Origin of the sequence: Paenibacillus vini (assembly GCF_018403325.1) — a bacterium.
Lineage (GTDB): Bacteria > Bacillota > Bacilli > Paenibacillales > Paenibacillaceae > Fontibacillus > Fontibacillus vini.
On record NZ_BOSL01000006.1, the window covers coordinates 210,388 to 227,907 of the forward strand.

General features: G+C 43.2%; 23 protein-coding genes. All 23 read left to right on the forward strand.

Annotation, left to right across the window (positions count from 1 at the left end; all coding sequences use genetic code 11):
- Positions 1 to 169: 169 nt before the first annotated feature.
- The 23 genes from KJS57_RS11640 (at position 170) to KJS57_RS11750 (ending at position 17,449) form a co-directional block, all read left to right on the forward strand.
- Positions 170 to 1,489: a uracil/xanthine transporter gene (locus KJS57_RS11640; RefSeq protein ID WP_213654912.1), complete on the forward strand. Its 1,320-nt coding sequence runs from the start codon at positions 170 to 172 to the stop codon at positions 1,487 to 1,489.
- Between the two features lie 131 nt (positions 1,490 to 1,620).
- Positions 1,621 to 2,106 (forward strand): tetratricopeptide repeat protein, encoded by a 486-nt coding sequence (locus KJS57_RS11645; RefSeq protein WP_213654913.1) that lies wholly within the window; start codon positions 1,621 to 1,623, stop codon positions 2,104 to 2,106.
- 65 nt (positions 2,107 to 2,171) lie between these two features.
- Complete coding sequence (locus KJS57_RS11650; RefSeq protein ID WP_213654914.1) at positions 2,172 to 2,636, forward strand: GNAT family N-acetyltransferase; 465 nt, start codon at positions 2,172 to 2,174, stop codon at positions 2,634 to 2,636.
- Positions 2,637 to 2,672: 36 nt separating this feature from the next.
- Entirely contained in the window at positions 2,673 to 3,593 is a 921-nt protein-coding gene (locus tag KJS57_RS11655) for an AraC family transcriptional regulator (protein WP_213654915.1), read from the forward strand.
- A 128-nt stretch (positions 3,594 to 3,721) separates the two neighbouring features.
- On the forward strand, positions 3,722 to 4,612 hold the full coding sequence (locus KJS57_RS11660) for a PhzF family phenazine biosynthesis protein (protein ID WP_213654916.1): 891 nt from the start codon (positions 3,722 to 3,724) through the stop codon (positions 4,610 to 4,612).
- A gap of 423 nt (positions 4,613 to 5,035) precedes the next feature.
- Positions 5,036 to 5,500 carry a VOC family protein gene (locus KJS57_RS11665; protein ID WP_213654917.1) on the forward strand — a complete coding sequence of 155 codons (465 nt, stop codon included), beginning with the start codon at positions 5,036 to 5,038 and terminating at the stop codon, positions 5,498 to 5,500.
- Between the two features lie 17 nt (positions 5,501 to 5,517).
- Positions 5,518 to 6,012 carry a DinB family protein gene (locus tag KJS57_RS11670; RefSeq protein WP_213654918.1) on the forward strand — a complete coding sequence of 165 codons (495 nt, stop codon included), beginning with the start codon at positions 5,518 to 5,520 and terminating at the stop codon, positions 6,010 to 6,012.
- The gene (locus tag KJS57_RS11675) at positions 6,002 to 7,027 is read left to right on the forward strand and encodes a DUF4339 domain-containing protein (RefSeq protein ID WP_213654919.1); all 1,026 of its coding nucleotides are present in this window, start codon (positions 6,002 to 6,004) and stop codon (positions 7,025 to 7,027) included. The genes KJS57_RS11670 and KJS57_RS11675 overlap by 11 nt, the downstream gene beginning before the upstream one ends.
- A gap of 19 nt (positions 7,028 to 7,046) precedes the next feature.
- Positions 7,047 to 7,547 (forward strand): NUDIX domain-containing protein, encoded by a 501-nt coding sequence (locus KJS57_RS11680; protein WP_244861496.1) that lies wholly within the window; start codon positions 7,047 to 7,049, stop codon positions 7,545 to 7,547.
- 286 nt (positions 7,548 to 7,833) lie between these two features.
- Positions 7,834 to 8,538 carry a response regulator transcription factor gene (locus KJS57_RS11685; RefSeq protein WP_213654920.1) on the forward strand — a complete coding sequence of 235 codons (705 nt, stop codon included), beginning with the start codon at positions 7,834 to 7,836 and terminating at the stop codon, positions 8,536 to 8,538.
- Positions 8,535 to 9,518, forward strand: a complete 984-nt coding sequence (locus KJS57_RS11690; protein ID WP_213654921.1) for a sensor histidine kinase — start codon at positions 8,535 to 8,537, stop codon at positions 9,516 to 9,518. The genes KJS57_RS11685 and KJS57_RS11690 overlap by 4 nt, the downstream gene beginning before the upstream one ends.
- A gap of 206 nt (positions 9,519 to 9,724) precedes the next feature.
- Positions 9,725 to 10,495, forward strand: a complete 771-nt coding sequence (locus KJS57_RS11695; RefSeq protein ID WP_211021217.1) for an ABC transporter ATP-binding protein — start codon at positions 9,725 to 9,727, stop codon at positions 10,493 to 10,495.
- The gene (locus KJS57_RS11700; protein WP_213654922.1) at positions 10,470 to 12,404 is read left to right on the forward strand and encodes an ABC transporter permease; all 1,935 of its coding nucleotides are present in this window, start codon (positions 10,470 to 10,472) and stop codon (positions 12,402 to 12,404) included. Before KJS57_RS11695 ends, KJS57_RS11700 begins: the two co-directional genes overlap by 26 nt.
- Positions 12,405 to 12,486: 82 nt before the next feature.
- Positions 12,487 to 12,783 carry a DUF418 domain-containing protein gene (locus KJS57_RS11705; protein WP_211021219.1) on the forward strand — a complete coding sequence of 99 codons (297 nt, stop codon included), beginning with the start codon at positions 12,487 to 12,489 and terminating at the stop codon, positions 12,781 to 12,783.
- Positions 12,784 to 12,883: 100 nt separating this feature from the next.
- Complete coding sequence (locus KJS57_RS11710; RefSeq protein WP_213654923.1) at positions 12,884 to 13,087, forward strand: zinc ribbon domain-containing protein; 204 nt, start codon at positions 12,884 to 12,886, stop codon at positions 13,085 to 13,087.
- Positions 13,088 to 13,265: 178 nt separating this feature from the next.
- Positions 13,266 to 13,817, forward strand: coding sequence for a histidine phosphatase family protein (locus KJS57_RS11715; protein WP_306434218.1), 552 nt, complete (start codon positions 13,266 to 13,268; stop codon positions 13,815 to 13,817).
- 16 nt (positions 13,818 to 13,833) lie between these two features.
- Positions 13,834 to 14,289 carry a GNAT family N-acetyltransferase gene (locus KJS57_RS11720; RefSeq protein ID WP_244861497.1) on the forward strand — a complete coding sequence of 152 codons (456 nt, stop codon included), beginning with the start codon at positions 13,834 to 13,836 and terminating at the stop codon, positions 14,287 to 14,289.
- A gap of 48 nt (positions 14,290 to 14,337) precedes the next feature.
- Positions 14,338 to 14,859, forward strand: coding sequence for a DinB family protein (locus tag KJS57_RS11725; protein WP_213654924.1), 522 nt, complete (start codon positions 14,338 to 14,340; stop codon positions 14,857 to 14,859).
- Positions 14,860 to 14,898: 39 nt separating this feature from the next.
- Positions 14,899 to 15,516, forward strand: a complete 618-nt coding sequence (locus KJS57_RS11730; RefSeq protein ID WP_213654925.1) for a nucleotidyltransferase family protein — start codon at positions 14,899 to 14,901, stop codon at positions 15,514 to 15,516.
- 26 nt (positions 15,517 to 15,542) lie between these two features.
- Positions 15,543 to 16,049, forward strand: a complete 507-nt coding sequence (locus KJS57_RS11735; RefSeq protein WP_213654926.1) for a GNAT family N-acetyltransferase — start codon at positions 15,543 to 15,545, stop codon at positions 16,047 to 16,049.
- Positions 16,050 to 16,074: 25 nt separating this feature from the next.
- Positions 16,075 to 16,503: a DUF1801 domain-containing protein gene (locus KJS57_RS11740; protein ID WP_211021224.1), complete on the forward strand. Its 429-nt coding sequence runs from the start codon at positions 16,075 to 16,077 to the stop codon at positions 16,501 to 16,503.
- Positions 16,504 to 17,133 carry a pyridoxamine 5'-phosphate oxidase family protein gene (locus KJS57_RS11745; RefSeq protein ID WP_211021225.1) on the forward strand — a complete coding sequence of 210 codons (630 nt, stop codon included), beginning with the start codon at positions 16,504 to 16,506 and terminating at the stop codon, positions 17,131 to 17,133.
- A 97-nt stretch (positions 17,134 to 17,230) separates the two neighbouring features.
- A complete protein-coding gene (locus KJS57_RS11750; protein ID WP_213654927.1) occupies positions 17,231 to 17,449 on the forward strand; it encodes a DUF3221 domain-containing protein in 219 nt (72 codons plus the stop codon).
- Positions 17,450 to 17,520: the final 71 nt, after the last annotated feature.

Genomic DNA, 17,520 nt, shown 5'->3' on the forward strand with positions numbered 1-17,520 from the left:
GACACTTGGTCTTTGTTACATTAAAGAGCCATTTCTCAAGATGCATCCGTTCTCGATGATACTTATCATTCATTAAGAAGGAAATGGGTAATAACAAAGAATGTGTGTTTGCATTACGGAGTGCTGGCTGAGTCGGTTAGCATGTACATCATGTAGGAGGATAATACGAATGGTAGAATTGAAAAAAACAGAAAATTGGGTTGCAGGGCTGCAGTGGCTATTTTTCATATTTGCGAATATTGTGATTATCCCGGTCACCGTAGGACAAGCCTTTCAATTATCAGATAGCTCTATTATGACGACCCTGCAGCTATCCTTCATCGTGACGGGGTGCGCGTGCATATGCCAAGCATTATGGGGACATCGCCGGGCCATTTTGGAAGGGCAATCGGGTTTATGGTGGGGAATGATCCTAACTACCGTAAGCATTGCTGCTTCTCAAGGGATTTCCTTGCCTGAAATAGGGGGCAGCCTCGCCGTTGGGATTCTAATCTCTGCTGCTATCACCGTGCTTGTGGGCCTATTCGGCTGGGGCAATGCGCTTGCAAAACTATTCAAGCCAGGCGTGATGGGAGTGTTCATGCTTCTGTTCGGCTTCCAGTTAATTCAGATTTTTCTCAAAGGCATGTTGGGAATCCCTATGGGCAACACGCCAGACCATGTGTCGATTCAAGGGAATATTGCTCTTCTTTCCATCATCTTGATGTTGCTTATGGTTATTGTTAATGTGACGCTGCCGAACAAGATCAGTAAATATTCTCTGCTCATCGGCATTGTCATTGGGTGGGCTGCATTCGCTATATTTTTGGGCGAGGAAGAGACTGTTAAGGAGAGTGCGTCGCTAACCTTCGATTTCTTTTTGTTAGGAAAGCCTGAATTCAATGTCGGCATTATTATTGTGGCTGTGGTAACAGGCATTTTGAATTTGGCGAACACCTTTGGCGCATTGAAGGGAATCGAAGATTTATACGACAGCGAGACCAGCAAAAAGCAGTTCAGCGCTAGCCTGATCATATCCGGCATATTCACCGGAATAAGCGGATTAATTGGACTGGTTCCTTACGCTCCGTTTGTATCATCCATCGGTTTTTTAAAACAATCCGGCATTATTCATCGAACGCCTTTTTTGATTGGCGGGGCGTTATTTCTCATGATGGGTGTATTTCCGCCGGTCACTCTATTTTTCTCCAATATCCCGTTAAGCATTGGCAGTACGGTGTTGTTCGTATCTTATTTGCAGTTGCTGCTGTCTTCACTGGATTTCTTGAAAAAGGTCGAATTCAATAAACGCAATGTCTATCGATCCGCTATCCCGATCTTTGTAGCCGTAGTGATCATGACGTTCCCGGACTCCTATTTTGCCGGCGTCCCAACTTATATTCAACCTTTTATTCAAAATGGCCTGCTGGTTGGAATTACGCTGGCCTTGGTGTTGGAAAATATCATTCCATGGGACAAAATCGTAGAACCGGGTCAAAGTAACAATTAATGTATAAATGACGAAATGGGGGGGGGAGCTTTGACCTCTTTCGGGTACCCAATGCCATTTCTTTTTTAGCAAATAATGGATCACTAAGGTTATAATGATCTTGAATAGATAGTAAAAGGAATGATATAGACATGGAACAACAATTAGAAGTTGCCATTCAATTAAGAGAATCAGGGAAAGTGGAAGAGGCACGATCTTTATTACTTGAATTACTGGATCAACAACCATTAGATCCCTCTGTCTGGTACCAATGCGCTTGGATTCATGACGCTCTGGGATTAGAAAGTGATGCCGTGCCTTATTATAAAAAGTCTCTTGAGCTTGGATTAAGGGGAGAGGAGAGACAAGGTGCATTATTAGGTCTGGGAAGTACATATAGAACTTTGGGGATGTATGAGGAAGCCAAAACCATATTTGAGACGGCCATGAAAGAATTTCCGGACCGAAGAGAATATCAAGTTTTCTATGCTATGGTTCTATATAATCAGCAGGCATTCAGCGAGTCAATGTCCATATTACTAAAGCAACTGGCGGAAACAAGTAACGATGAGGGGATCCGAAGCTATAAGAACGCAATTTTATTTTACTCGGATAAGTTGGATCAGATTTGGGATTAAAGTTATTTTCGCCAATGATAGGGGCGATGCTTTCGACGATTGATGAAAAATAGTGAGGTGAAAAGGTGCATATTCGACTTGCTCACAAAAATGATATTGAACAGCTTATAAGGATGAGATGGGATTTTACAAATGAATATAGAAATACCAAAATTGAAGAAGATCAGTATCAAGAATTTCATTTGGAATGCAAATCATTTCTTGAAGATATTCTTGAGGGAGATCGTTGGTTTGTTTGGATCGCTGAAAGTAATGGTCGTATTCTATCCCACATTTACATAGAACTTATTTTTAAAGTGCCCAGACCCGGAAAGAAGACCTCTCCATTTACTTACATGACTAATGTTTATACAGTACCGGATCATAGGGGGAAGGGGATTGGAAGCCGTTTGCTTAAGAATATTGAAGAGTGGGCAAAAACAAATGAATACGAGTTTATTATCGTCTGGCCTAGTGAATGGAGCGTTGATTTTTATGAACGTAATGGTTATAAACACTGTAAAGAACCTATGGAACTAATAACAGAATAAAAGTTTCCAGAGAGTGCCGAAAGGACAATCAAACCGATGAATCATTATTCTGAAAGAATTGATGATGTAATTAATTATATGGATGATAATTTTTCAAGGAAGATAAGTCTGGAGGAACTTGCGGAGGTCTCCAACTTTTCCAAGTATCACTTTTCGCGGGTGTTCTCGTCGATTGTTGGAATGACTCCCTATGCCTTTTTGAAAAAAAGAAGATTGATCGCGTCCGTTGAATATCTTTTAAATACAGATAAGACTATACTGGAAATATCTATGTTATGTGGATTTGATTCTGCGTCGAGTTTTAACCAAGCCTTCAAACAGCTTTACGGTAATACTCCTGGAGATGTAAGAAGAGATCCAACAATTATTAGCAATATTCCCTTATATCATGGCAACAAACAGGCAGAAACAGTACAACCTTCTCGTTATTCTGAAAGTGGGATTACAAATAACTTTCTGAGGAGGATCTGGGAAATGAATATTACCGTTAAGGAGCTGCCGGATTACGAGGTTGCGTATGTTAGGCACGTTGGAAGCTATCTTGAAACCCGTAAAGCATGGGAGGTATTGGGTGAATGGGCAGCTAAGAAAGGCTTCTATCCACCCGAGCACTCATATATTGGGATCTCTCTCGATGACGCAAGTTTAACTGATGAATATGCATGTCGTTATGATGCATGTTTAACGATCAAGGGTGATCACAACAAGGATTTTGATCCTAATATTAAGTATAAGACTTTAAATGGTGGCCTGTATGCATTGTATCAGTTCTACGATACGATTGATAAATTCGCTATCGCATACCAAGTTGTATACGGACAATGGTTGCCAAATAGCGGGTACGATCCTGATGATAAACACTGCCTGGAGTTTTGTATGAATAATCCATTTGAGGATCCCGATGGAAAAGCTAAGGTTGATTTATATATACCTATAAAGAAAAGAGCAGAAGAGTAACCACAATTTAATCCCGGCAACTCACGACCCAGCCTATGATAAGAGCTATCTAGGGCTGGGTTGTTTCATAAATACTATAATGTTGTCCTGTCTTAGGGTTAATAAAATAAGGTTAAGGGGGATGTTTGGTGCCTAAAAGAAAAGTACTCCATTATGATGCATTTTCATCGGTCGCCAATATGGGAAATCCGGCTGGCGTCGTCCTGGAAGCTGATGACTTAGATGAAAAAGCAATGCAGGCCATTGCTGAAAAGGTTGGATTTAACGAAACCGTTTTTTTAACTGGTTCGAAAAAGGCAGATCTTAGACTGAGGTACTTTACGCCAGGACATGAAATTAATCTTTGTGGTCATGCTACGATTGCGTCAATGTATTGCTTGAAGACTTTAGGATTGTTACAAAATAAAGATTCGATAACGATCGAGACGAATGTTGGTAATTTACCCATTTCCTTTGCAGATAGAAAAGGAGATTTATTTATAACCATGAAGCAGGATCACCCCCGATTTATTCCGTATCATGGTTCAGTCTCGGCCCTAGCCGAATGTATGGGGCTTTCGGAAGAAACGATCGATATATCCAAGCCTATTGTTTATGGAAGCACAGGTACCTGGACGCTGTTAATACCTATTAAAGGGTTGGATCTATTCGCAAGAATTTGTCCCAACAACCAGATGTTTCCTGAAGTATTGCTCGAAAATCAAAGATCATCCATACATCCGTTCTGTATGGAAACCATGGATAAGAATGCTTTTATGCACGCGAGGCACTTTTCATCCCCGTACTCAGGGACGAAAGAAGATGCGATTACAGGTACTGCATCGGGCGTGATGGGGGCCTATTATCTGACGTACTTGAATGAAAATAGTGAGGCTGCAGATTTTTTTGTTGAACAAGGTCAAGAAATTGGCAGGGATGGAAGAGTACATGTCCAAGTTATACGTAATGAAAGTAAAATGGATGTTTATATTTCCGGAACAGGAGTTTTCGTTCAAGAATTTGAAGTTCAGTATCCTTAAGGAGCGGGATAAAATGAAATCTCCAGGTGGCTCGATATTCCTTATTATTATAAGGGTGGCGAAATTCATTGCTTGAAGTATGGTAGTAAGTATAAGAATGAAGAAATGCTGTTTGAACTAATGAGAAAGGAAGAAGAATTTATTTTTAAAACCAATAAGAAACTTAAAATATGGATAGATATGTATAAGACATCGGTAACAAGTGCGGTTCTTAATGAATTAATAAACAATCTGACTAATTTAGATCCCTATATAGAAAAACTAGCGTTCGTTGGCTTTTCTAGAATAAATCAATGGAGATTCAAGCGATGCGTTAATAAAGCAGGAATCAAGAAACCCGTTTCGTATTTTTCGGACCCGGAAGATGCTAAAACCTGGTTAGTATATGAAAGATAGAATCTATTTTAATAGGGAGGAACGGATATGCGGGAAAGCGAGGAAATCAAGGTGGAGGAAAGTCTGGAGGACATTACGGGTGTAACTTGTATTTACGTACCAGTAAATGATGTTTACGAGTCTATTAAATGGTACCAAATGAATTTGGGGTACCAACCCGCACACCGCGATCGTGTTGAGCCTGGGATGGAGACGGCAGTTTTGAATTTACCTGATAGGAACGGAGACATGCCTTCGCCTGGTTTACGGCAAGTTGTGCCTGCTCTTTTCCTGCACAAATCGGATGAGGAAGGCGGTCGATTACGCTTTGCCTGGACATTGGATAACGGAAGACCCCATGCCATGGCCTGTTTCATAATTCCACGGATCGAAGAGCTATATGAACGTTTTAAGGAAAACGGTGTGAATATCATTGGAGAACGGATGACAAGCGGACCAAACATCACGTTCGCAGACCCGGACGGCAACATTTGGGAAGTATGGCAACCTTAGAGGAAGGGGCACTCAAGATGATAGATTTGTTTAAATACAACTGGATGGTTAGGGAAGATTGGTTTAGTCAATGTTCAAAATTATCGGAAAATGAACTTGTTCAGGAGCGCCAAGGGGGGCATGGATCCATACTTAGAACTTTCTTTCATATTATTGATGTGGAATGCAGTTGGATACAAGCTATACACGGTGATGTAGTTTCCGAACCGAATTATGAACATTACAAGTCGTTGGAACTGATTCGACAATTATCAAGGGAAAGTCAAGAGATAGTGAATAAACACCTATTGAAATGGTCTCCAACAGAAGAATTTAAGACTGTAACCGTGCCATGGTCAGCTCATACTTATTATTATGGTGAAGTCATAAAGCATGTGATCGTACACGAAATACATCACATGGGTCAATTATCCATATGGGCGAAGGATGTAGGGCTTGATGCGGTCAATGTAAACTATATAGGTAGAGGAATCATGGATGGTCATAAGGGGTGTTCGAAATATGTTTTGTAGTAGATGCGGGGAGGAGCAGAAGAAACAGAAGAATTCAGTCTGTCCTAATTGCGGGAATAATGTTTTTACCCCCTATAAACTTAAGGGTTTAAATTGGAAGAAGCCCAAAGAAAGTGATAGAAAATTTGAAGATATAACTTTTTACCCGAATATTAAAGTAAACCCCGAACACGAAGCCGAAAAATGGTTCTATGTGTTTAATGGGGAGAGGTACGGCCCTGTTTCAAGGCTTGAGCTGCTTCATCTTTATAACGCTGAAAGAGTATTTTTAAGCACTAAGGTATGGAAATCAGGAATGTCAGATTGGGCCGATATAGGCCAGACAGATTTAATTGATAGAAGTATTGTACCGCCGCCTTTGAAGGGTGAAGATATTAACAATACACTAGTATGGATAATGGCGTTCACACCCATTTTAGGGACTTTGTTAGAGTTTATACTATCTGGAGCAATTGGTGTGGCTAGCGGCTCATTATGGTTCATTACGCCAATACTCAATGCCATACTGGGTGTAATTGATCAAATAAAGTTAAAAAGAGCAGGTCATAACACTAAAGAAATGTTGCTTTGGGCCTTATTTATTATCCCCGTTTATCTTTTTAGAAGAGCACATATATTGAAACAGAAAAGTGCATACGCCATTGTTTGGTGTATTACGTTTGCAATTTTAATCTTCGCCCCCACGTTGATTTCCGGAATTATCGGCATTGCCGATCCAAGTGCTGTTGATATGGTTAAAGAGGGGACCATGAATTCGTATCCTGATAAAACCATAAGTCAGATGGTAGATAACTATTTTCTAAATCCAAAATGGAAAGCCATTGTAGCGGACGATAATAATACATATGTTAATGTGATAGGCGAGATTACATATCTAGGAGACGACACCAAAGTACTGATTCAATACAAACTGATTAATGATAGTTCATTTGAGTTTTATGCCTTGGAATTTAATGGGGTACCGCAAGATATGACAACTTATATTGCATTAATGAATAGCATGTATGCCGAGTGAAGAAAAGGAATGATGAAGGATGGAAGTTAGACAAATGTCTACGGCCTTTCTATTTAATGAAAACAAAGTAATTATGATGAAGAAGGATTCAAGCAGAATTACGGATACTGTGTTTTGGACAGGACTCGGTGGGCATTTGGAGGCGGATGAACTGAATTCTCCGAAAAGAGCCTGCATTCGAGAAATTTACGAAGAATCCGGAATACAAGAGGAAGAGATCGAAGAACTGAAATTACGATACATATTGTTACGAATCAAAGAGGAAGAAATAAGACAGCAATTTGTATATTTCGGAAAAACCAAGAGTCTTAGCTATATAAATTCAGATGAAGGAGAATTACACTGGATTGATAAGGATAAGATTTTAGAGCTGAGACTATCAAAAATTGTAAGCTTCATGATGGAACATTATTTGGAGAACCCAGATAAAAACGAAATCTTTGTAGGAACCATTACAATGAATCATGAAGAACAACCAGAAATACAGTGGGCGGAACTTAAAGATCCAAAGATATTTTAGATAATCGGGAGACTAATTCGAATTTTCCAACCGCGCATGAAAAGACAGTAATATGGTATAACAGATTTTAAGGCACGGACATCCTACATATATTTTTCGCGATTTAGAAAAGGAAAATAAAATGGATTTGACGGAACAATATAATAGGTTATTAACTATTGCAGAAATTTTTCTTAATGGAAATTTGAAGGTACATGAAAACGTTAAGGAATGCGCGACGTATTTTACTGAAAATGTCTGTTACTGAATAAGACAGAGTGTTTCGCGGAAAGGAGATGGATCAAGGATGTATAGGATCCTCGTTGTTGAGGATGACGTAAAGATCGCGGACAAACTTCGTTCATCCATGATGAAATACGATTTCAGCGTGACGGTTGTCGAGGATTTTAGTCAGGTGCTTGATATGTTTCTGGAAACGGAGCCTCATTTGGTGTTGCTGGACGTGAATCTTCCGAAGTTTGACGGTTTCTACTGGTGCCGGCAAATCCGGGCGAAGTCGCTTTGCCCGATTATTTTTATCTCAGCGCGCGATGGACAGATGGATCAGGTTATGGCTCTGGAGAACGGGGCTGATGATTATATAACGAAGCCTTTTGACATGGAGATTGTGATGGCCAAAATCCGCAGCCAGCTTCGTCGTGCCGTCGGGGCGTACTCATCCGGGCGGGAGCAGGAGCGGAGTATCGAATATGCGGGGCTCGTGTTGTATCCCGAGCGCTTTATGGCGTCATACCGAGGGACTTCGACTGATTTTACGCAAAAAGAAACCGATCTGCTGACGATGCTGATGGAAAAGGGCGGCCGGGTCGTCAGCCGGGAACGATTGCTGGATATGATGTGGGAGGATCAGCACTTTATCGATGACAATACGCTAAACGTCTATATCACGAGAGTACGCAAGAAGCTTAGAGAGCTGGGAGCGGAAGCCGGGATCGAAACGGTCCGTGGCGCCGGCTACCGGATTGCCGCGGAAGAAGAGCCTCCGGTATGAAGCTATTCTGGAAGGAACAGTTGCCGCTGATTCTGTTTTTTACCGCTCAAATGCTGCTTGTCCCTTTCGTTTACGGGTTGACGGGCGAAGGACGTCCGGTACGGATCATCCTGTACGGGATTCTGCTGAGCGTCTCGGTGCTGGGGATCTATCTCGGTTACCGGTATTTTACGCATCGTGCGATGTATAAATCGCTTTCCTCCGAGGAGCCGCCTGGCGAGTTGTTCAATCCGCCGCTGGGAGACGCTGCGCTGCCCGAGGCTTTTCACGAGCGGCTCGCCCAATTCGAGGGGCTGTACCGCGAACAGCTTCACCGGCATCAGAGCCGGACCGAGCAGCATCTGACTTTCATGAACCGTTGGGTCCATCAGATGAAAACGCCGCTCTCGGTCATCCAGTTGACACTCTCCGACGTGGAGGAAGAACACGCCGAGAGTATCCGCGAGGAGCTTGAACGAATCCGGAAAGGATTGGATATGGTTCTCTATTCCGCCCGCCTTGAGCATTTCGAACAGGATTTTGCGGTTGAGGCCATCGGACTGCTCGGGGCGACAAGGGAAGCCGTCGTGGAGAACCGCGCGCTGTTCATCCGTAAAGGAATCACGCCAAAGTTCGAGATCGACCCAGAGGCGCGCGTGTTTACGGATGCCAAATGGTTTCGCTTTATGCTGGGCCAGATTTTAACCAATGCGCTGAACTATTCCGGCGGTCCCGGGAAAGAAGTGGTTCTTACTGCGGAGGACGCCGGAGAGCACATCAGGCTCCATATCCGTGACGAAGGCATCGGGATTGCACCGGAGGATATCGACCGGGTGTTTCGTCCCTATTTCACGGGGGAGCGGGGAAGGCAATACCTCGAATCGACCGGCATGGGGCTTTATCTCGTACGGGAAATCGCCGGAATGTTAGGCCATAATGTTGAGCTGGAATCCACGCCCGGGAAAGGGACGACGATCAGCTTATCGCTTCGCAAAGTGTAGAGCAACAATGAAGGCACATCCTGAGGGGGTGTGTCTTTTTTGGCTCTGATTTTTTTAGCCTTAACACGCAAAGCGAACAAAAAAGCGAACATAACCTTATCGCAAATGTAAGCTTCGGTTCACCTAAACCGATGGCAGCCCAAAGATGAACTGTCGTAAAGTTAGTGTATAATTTGAACACAGAACAGAAAGGAGCTGCTTCAGCTTTGGATATTCTCGAAGTGAAGGCATTAAACAAAGTCTACTCGGGCAAGGTGGCCACACAAGCCCTGACTGATATTCATTTGACGATCCGCGAAGGGGAATTTGTCGGCATCATGGGACCGTCGGGCAGCGGGAAGACCACCCTGCTGAACATGGTATCCACCATCGACCGTCCCAGCTCGGGCGAAGTCAGAATTGGGGGACAGAATCCATACAACATGAGAAAAAGGGAACTGGCCCTTTTTCGCCGCCAACAGCTCGGCTTCGTCTTTCAGGATTTTAATCTGCTTGATACGCTTACCGTCGCCGAGAATATCGTACTACCGCTCACGCTGGACAGACGTCCGTTAAAAGAAATGGATGGCCTGCTTAAGCAAACAGCCTCTAAGCTTGGAATCGAAGGCATTTTGAACAAACGCATCTATGAAATTTCGGGAGGCCAGCGGCAGAGGACAGCGATTGCCCGGGCCATTATCGGATCGCCCCTGCTGCTGCTGGCGGACGAGCCGACCGGTGCGCTGGATTCCCAATCCTCGCGGGCGGTCATGGAGTCGATGGCTGAGATCAACGAGAAGGACGGGACGACGCTGATGCTGGTCACGCATGACCCGGTGGCCGCCAGCTATTGCAACCGCATCGTTTTTATCAAAGACGGAAAACTGGCGGCGGAAATTCACCGCGGCGAGAACCGTCAGGCTTTTTTCCAAAAAATCATCGATATGCTGTCGTTCTGGGGAGGGAATACGAGTGAACTTTCCTCAATTCGCGTTTAACAACGTCCGCCGCAATGCGCGAGCTTATGTCGCCTATTTGCTGAGCAGCTCGTTTATGGTCATGATATTTTTCACTTATGCCGTATTCGTGTATCACCCGAAAATCGCCAACTCCGAAATGGGCAACATGACCCGGGTTGGCATGAGTATCGCGACTGCCATCGTCTATGTGTTTGCCTTCTTTTTCGTGATGTATTCCATCAGCGTGTTTCTGAAATCGCGTAACCGCGAATTCGGCATTCTGACAATTCTGGGCGCGGAATCCCGCCAAATCAACCTGTTAATCTTCCTTGAGAATATACTGATCGGAGCCGTGGCCATCGTGACGGGAATCGCGGCTGGCTTGATATTGTCCAAAGTGTTTCTGCTCGTTAGCACCAAAGTGATCGATTTGGACGACTTGCCCTTTTACTGGCCCGCCAAAGCGATCCTGCTGACTGCCGGAGCATTTATTCTGCTGTTTCTGTTTATTTCCTTGTTTACATTAATGTTTATCCGGAAACGCCAAGTGCTGGACCTGCTTACGGGAAGCAGCAAGCCGAAAAAAGAACCGAAAGCGAACGTTTTTACTTTCCTGCTCGGCATCGCTCTGCTAGCGACCGGGTATTGGGCGCTCCATGGGAAGAAACTCGATGAGCTCGGTCTTTTGATCGCTGCCGTCACCGGGATCGCCGGAACGTATTTTTTCTACTCCCAGCTATCCGTCTGGATTGTAAAAAAGCTGCAGCGCAGACGTAGTGCCGCCTGGAAAGGCACGAATCTGCTGTGGATCTCCGAGATGAGCTATAAGTTGAAGGATAACGCACGAATGCTTTTTCTCGTGACTGTCGTCGTTGCTTTGGCATGCATGAGCACCGGATTTGTTTTGGCTTCCCAGCAGGCGATCAGGGATTCCTATATGAGCAACCCGTTCAATTTCAGATACACGACTTACAGCGATGGGGATCAAAAGAAGGCGGAGAAAGACCTTGCCTACATCGAGAAATCTCTCGGCGCGGAAGGCATGGAATATCGCGTAGCGAAGGTGGATTTGATCCCAGACAACAGCTACGCGGCGGGGAAAGAGAAGACCGTGCTGATCTCGCAAAGTCAGTTTAACCACTTGGCATCGGTCATGACAATCGACCCGGTGGAACAACTCGGGCAAACCGAATCGGTACTGGTACAAACTCCGGAAAGGGAACGTAAATACCCCCCTCAAGGGAATAACATGGATGTTCGAATTGCTGACTCGACGTATGCGTTCCGGTTTGTTTCCCGTACGGAAAAAGTCGCTTCTCTATCCTATACGGGGAAGCTGCTGGTCATCCAGGATGAGGAGTTTGAGCGGCTGAAGCGGGAACATCAGGCCTGGGGAGATTACATTCAAAATACCACCGTCTATATGGCTCCCGATTCCGGGAAGTTTCCCGGCAAGGAGGATCCGGAAACGAAGCTGGGTCTTGAGCTGGCCGAGTGGAACCGAAGCGGAGATCATGGAGGTTTTCTTCAATCCCGGGCGGAAAATTACTATTCCTTTAAACAAACCTTCTCCCTCTTTAGTTTTATCGGTGTATTTATCGCGCTGATATTCTCGGTCTCCTCGGCAAGCTTTCTCTACTTCAAATTGCACACGGAGCTGTCAGGCGATGCGGTGATGTATCGCTCCTTGTCGAAAATCGGGCTAAGCAGCCGGGAAATGAACGTTTCGGCGACCATTCAGATAGCCGTTTTGTTCTTTATTCCGATCGCGGTGGCGACGCTTCAGTCGCTGGTTGTACTCGGGCCGGTCATGGAGATGATGAATTCGATGAGTCCCGTCTATGTCCCTGTGATAACCGCCTCGGCGGCCTTTCTCGCCGTTCAGACCGTGTATTTCCTTGTTGTAAGAGCCCGCTATATCAAAGCGGTCGATAAAACGATGGTTTAAAGCCCGCTTTTCGTGAGAGGAAAATAGAAATGAACCAGTCTACCGCTATCAACGATAGATTTCCGTTTTTGGACCTCTCTTATTGCTGAACGGGACCCGTGCGGGAGCACGGCTGCTTCAGCCGCTTCAAGCCTACGGCCGAATGGCGCTGAGCAATTATATCGGACAAACCGTGCTTCTGCTTGCCATTCAGTCTATTTTCCTGAAAACAGACACGACGACCTATGTTGTATCTACGCTGGTGAGTCTTGGAATCGTAGCGGTACAAATTATTGCGAGCAACCTTTGGATGCGGCGATTTCGATTTGGACCGTTGGAATGGTTGTGGAGATGCGGGACTTATTGGAGTATTGTGCCGATAAAAAAGGAGAAGAATTAACGTAGAGCTAGGAGATCAGAACCTAAGGGAGTGTCATTGATGCAACTTAACATACGGTACTAACGTATTACCATTTATCATACACAGGGAGTGAAAGATGATGAATGACAAAGGGTGCATCAAATGCGGAAGCAGAGATGCTAAGACGAAAGAAGTCGCCATGACCGGGACGGGCCTCTCCAAAATGTTCGATATCCAGCACAATCAATTTATCGTTGTATATTGCGGAAATTGCGGATACTCGGAGTTCTACAATAAACAATCTTCGGCAGGATCGAACATTCTTGATTTATTCTTTGGATAACCCTAATTAATGGTTCGGCGGACTATCGCCCGTTTGCTGACCGATGTATAATCGTGGAAGGAAGCTCACACACAACTATTGCCTCAGCCTAAGATAAGAGTTATCTAGGTTGGGGCATTTCTTTTATCCAGAAAGTTAATACAACACAAAAAATTCAGATGGAAAATAGGTGTGGGGAATGTTGAAGTCAATATATCTCGTTAGACATTGCCAAGCAAGTGGCCAAGATCCGCAAGCCCAACTAACCGATGAGGGGGTTCATCAAGCAGGGCAGTTAGCTGAGTTTTTTAAACATAAACCAATCGAATATATAGTATCAAGTCCATTTGTTAGGGCGATAAATACGATTCAACCTTTAAGTGAATTAATTAAAGTGGAAATTCATAGGGACGAGCGGCTGCAAGAACGGATTTTAAGTGCAACCCCCTTAGCAAATTGGATGGAGAAACTCGAAGAAACCTTTTATGATTTCGAGTTGAAGTTTGATGGCGGTGAATCTTCAAACGAGGCGTTAGGAAGGGGATTGGAAGTTATAGCAGAACTGTTGGACAGACCGGAAAAGACTTTTCTAATCGTAACTCATGGAGCATTACTTTCCCTAATTATTAAACAGTACAACAAGGATTTTGGATTCGAGGACTGGAGGCGGCTCTCTAATCCAGATGTATATAGATTAGAAATTCAAGATCATATAACTGAAATAAATCGAGTTTGGCCAGATCATATATGAAGCGGGGTGCGTCGAAATGACCGTCGAAATGACTACGTGTAGACTTGTTCATGAAGAAGAACTGGAGGATCTCCTTCTGTTATATAAATTTTTGCAACCAAGTGACCCTGAATTAGTCAGAGACCAAAAATTGTACGGGCATTGGCATGAAATCTTAGCTGATAAGAATATGAAGATAATTGTTGTAGAACACCATGGAGTTATCGTGGCGTCATGCGTTTTAGTGGTCATAAAAAACCTAACCCGAAATGCTCGACCTTACGGATTAATTGAGAATGTTGTGACGCATGAAGCTTACAGAAGGATGGGGTTTGGACGAATGGTATTAGAGAAAGCCAGGGAGATTGCTAGAGAACACGATTGCTATAAAATCATGCTTATGACAAGTTCCAAGAGTGATGAAGTACATACATTCTATGAGAGTGCGGGCTTGATGAAGGGGAAGAAGATGGGCTTCATTTCATATATGTAGAGAACTATCAAATATCCTATTTGATAAGTGTAAAGGAGGAAGACAGCAATGCTTTATGATTTACAAGGTGAAGCCAATATGGCGCCTATTGTTGGAATGCTATGGTCCGCTGTGAGAGAAAACAACCAGAGATTAAAACTTATTACGGAAGGCATGACCCTGGAAGAAGTAGATTATAAAGGTCCTGACGGCAGCTATAACAGCACCGCTCAATTAATCAGACATCTTCTGTATGTGGATCTCAATTGGGTGTATAGGATAAAGGGCGAGTCGCTTCCTAAAACATTAAAAGAGCAATTTGGTCCCATGATCGATGAGAATAATCGGCTTCCGATGATTGAAGGCAAGTCTGTAGTTACTCTTATGACAAACTATGAAGAAGTAATTAAATTGTTGGAAGATGTCTGTATACAATTATCAGATAGTGAGCTTGAGAAAATCGTCTATTTCGGACATGAAAATGAAAAGCAAGCAACCATCCGATGGGGAATTTGGCATATGGCCGACCATAGCAGGTATCATCAAGCCCAAATCAATCAGCTTAGAAAATGGTACAGAAACGTTATCTGATAATTGTCGAATAACAATAAAGAAAAAAGGAGCTACATCATGACTTGGAAGCAAGCTCTCACCACTTTTTGCGATCTTTATTCGGAATCCGGCCTAACGACTAAGTGGATTATTGTAGGTTCGGTCGGTTCAGTACTTCAGCACGCCGTCATGACTCCAAATGATTTAGATATTTATGTGCGGAATAGCGAAGATGTTGCTCAGATCGCTGAACTTTTGAGTCCATTCCATATAAAGAATAAAACTGAACTTTCATATTTTGATCCGGAATGGCTCTCCTCGGATGAAGAACCATTCTTTACTCAATCCTTCCCTTCCGGGTTTACATGGACAAAAGGGAAATGGAAGATTCATGATTTTCATGTGGAAGTGGTGCAAATTTCGAATTCCGTGGGAATACCCGATTCTGAGACGGGGGAAGGGATATGGGAAGGCGGACAGCATATTTGGAATTTAACGAAGTATGTTGAGTTAGAGAACCGCCTGATTCCGGTCGTTCCCTTAGAAATCCAGCTTGAATCCAATATTAGAAGAGGAAGACAAGATCGGGTGGATGCCATTTTGCAAGCATTAATAACTCATGGTTACGACAAATCGTTGTTAAGTAAAGCCCTATCAAATACAAACAAAGAGCAATATAAAGATCTGATTACGTAAATCGATCATTAAGGAAGTGAGATTGCATGAACTTAAAGATTCGGAAATTAGCAGAACATGATCCATGGATCATTTCAAATGCTTTTAAGGAACAGGGTTGGGAAAAACCGGCTGCTCAATTCGAAAGGTATGTTTCCGAACAGAGTAATGGAGATAGAACGACACTAATAGCCGAAATCGATGGTGTATTCGCTGGCCATGTGAATGTTATTTGGGAATCCTATTATCCAGCATTCAAGGAAAGAAATATTCCTGAAGTAAACGACTTTAATGTTCTATTGAAGTTTCAGCGGTTAGGAATAGGATCAAAGTTAATGGATAAAGCAGAAGAAGTCATCAGGGAAAGATCATCCCTTGCCGGTATCGGGGTGGGCGTCTTTGGTGACTATGGTAATGCCCAAGTGCTATATGTAAAGCGAGGATATGTCCCGGATGGGAAAGGGATACACGATGGTCAACATTATATTAAATATGGGGATAGCGTCGTCATAAATGATGACATTGTCCTCTATCTCATAAAGACATTGGATTAGTACTCTCTAGAAGGGAGCTGAACTTATGACTATTAATAAGAACCCATCCAGTAATAAATCAAAAAAGCTATCAGGAGAACAACAAGTCGCTAATTTTCTGGCAAACCTTGAACATCCCCTAAAGGCGGAAATCGAAGAAGTTCGAACCATCATATTAAGTGCGAATGACGAAATAACAGAACATATTAAATGGAATGCACCAAGTTTTTGTATTAACAATCAGGATCGGGTGACTTTTAATCTCCATGGTAAGGATGGTTTCCGTCTTATTTTCCATTGTGGATCTAAAGTTACAGGTAACGAAGCGAAAGAACCGTTTTTCGAAGACACCACCAAACTATTGGAATGGGTAACGGGGGACAGGGCAATTGTAAAGTTCACCAGCATGAACGATGTAGTAACCAACAAAGAGAACCTGAAGGAAATCGTTAAGAAATGGATTGGAGCGAATTAGATGCTCGGATTTGAGGATATTGTTCAATCGGAGGAAGAAATTCGGGAGTTAATCGGTTACCCGAGTGAACTTGTAAATAATAAAGTTATCGATTCTCTGGACGCACATTGTAAGGAGTTTATTTCCTTGTCTCCATTATTGTTTATATCTTCGTCAGATAACCTGGGATTTTGTGATGTTTCCCCACGTGGAGATGAGCCGGGATTTGTATATGTTTTGGACGAAAAGAGGATTGTCATTCCCGAAAGGCCCGGTAATCGAAGGATCGACTCTATGAGAAATATTTTGAACAATCCAAGAGTTGGTTTGATATTTGTTATACCTGGACTTGAAGAGACATTACGGGTAAACGGCAGAGCACAGATTATTAAAGATAAGCAATTATTAAACCGTATGCAAGCCAAGGGGAAGACGCCTTTACTTGGGATAGGCATCATTATTGAAGAATGTTACGTCCATTGTGCAAAAGCCTTTAAAAGATCGAAACTATGGAGCCCGGATTCCTGGACAGATAAACAGGAGTTGCCGAATATACCCCAAATGATATCCAAGCATGCCAATAAACTAGGATTATCAGAAAGCGAGGTATCTGATGCTATGCATGAGAGTTATACAAAAAGGCTTTATTAGCAGCATACTATTAATTCTGATGATTGTCTTGCTCGCGGGTTGCAACTCCGAGGAAGGGTCTTTGAACCAGTCACGATATGATGGAGAAGGATATATTTTGGAAGTAACCGGAGATCGTATTTTAGTGATTGACCAACCCTATATAAACAAAACTTGGAAAGATATTATGGATGTTTATACCGGTGAAGCAATATGGTTAAGCACGAATACAAGAAATTTGAAACCCGGTCAAAAGATCCATTACAAGATTAGGGGCGGAATCGATGATTCCTACCCATCTCAAGCAGAAGCTAAAGAGATTGTTATTTCAAAATAAAATCCATAGATTTCTCTATTTCCAGCGAAAGCTTAAAATATAAAGTATACGCACCTGAAGGCCATTGTAAG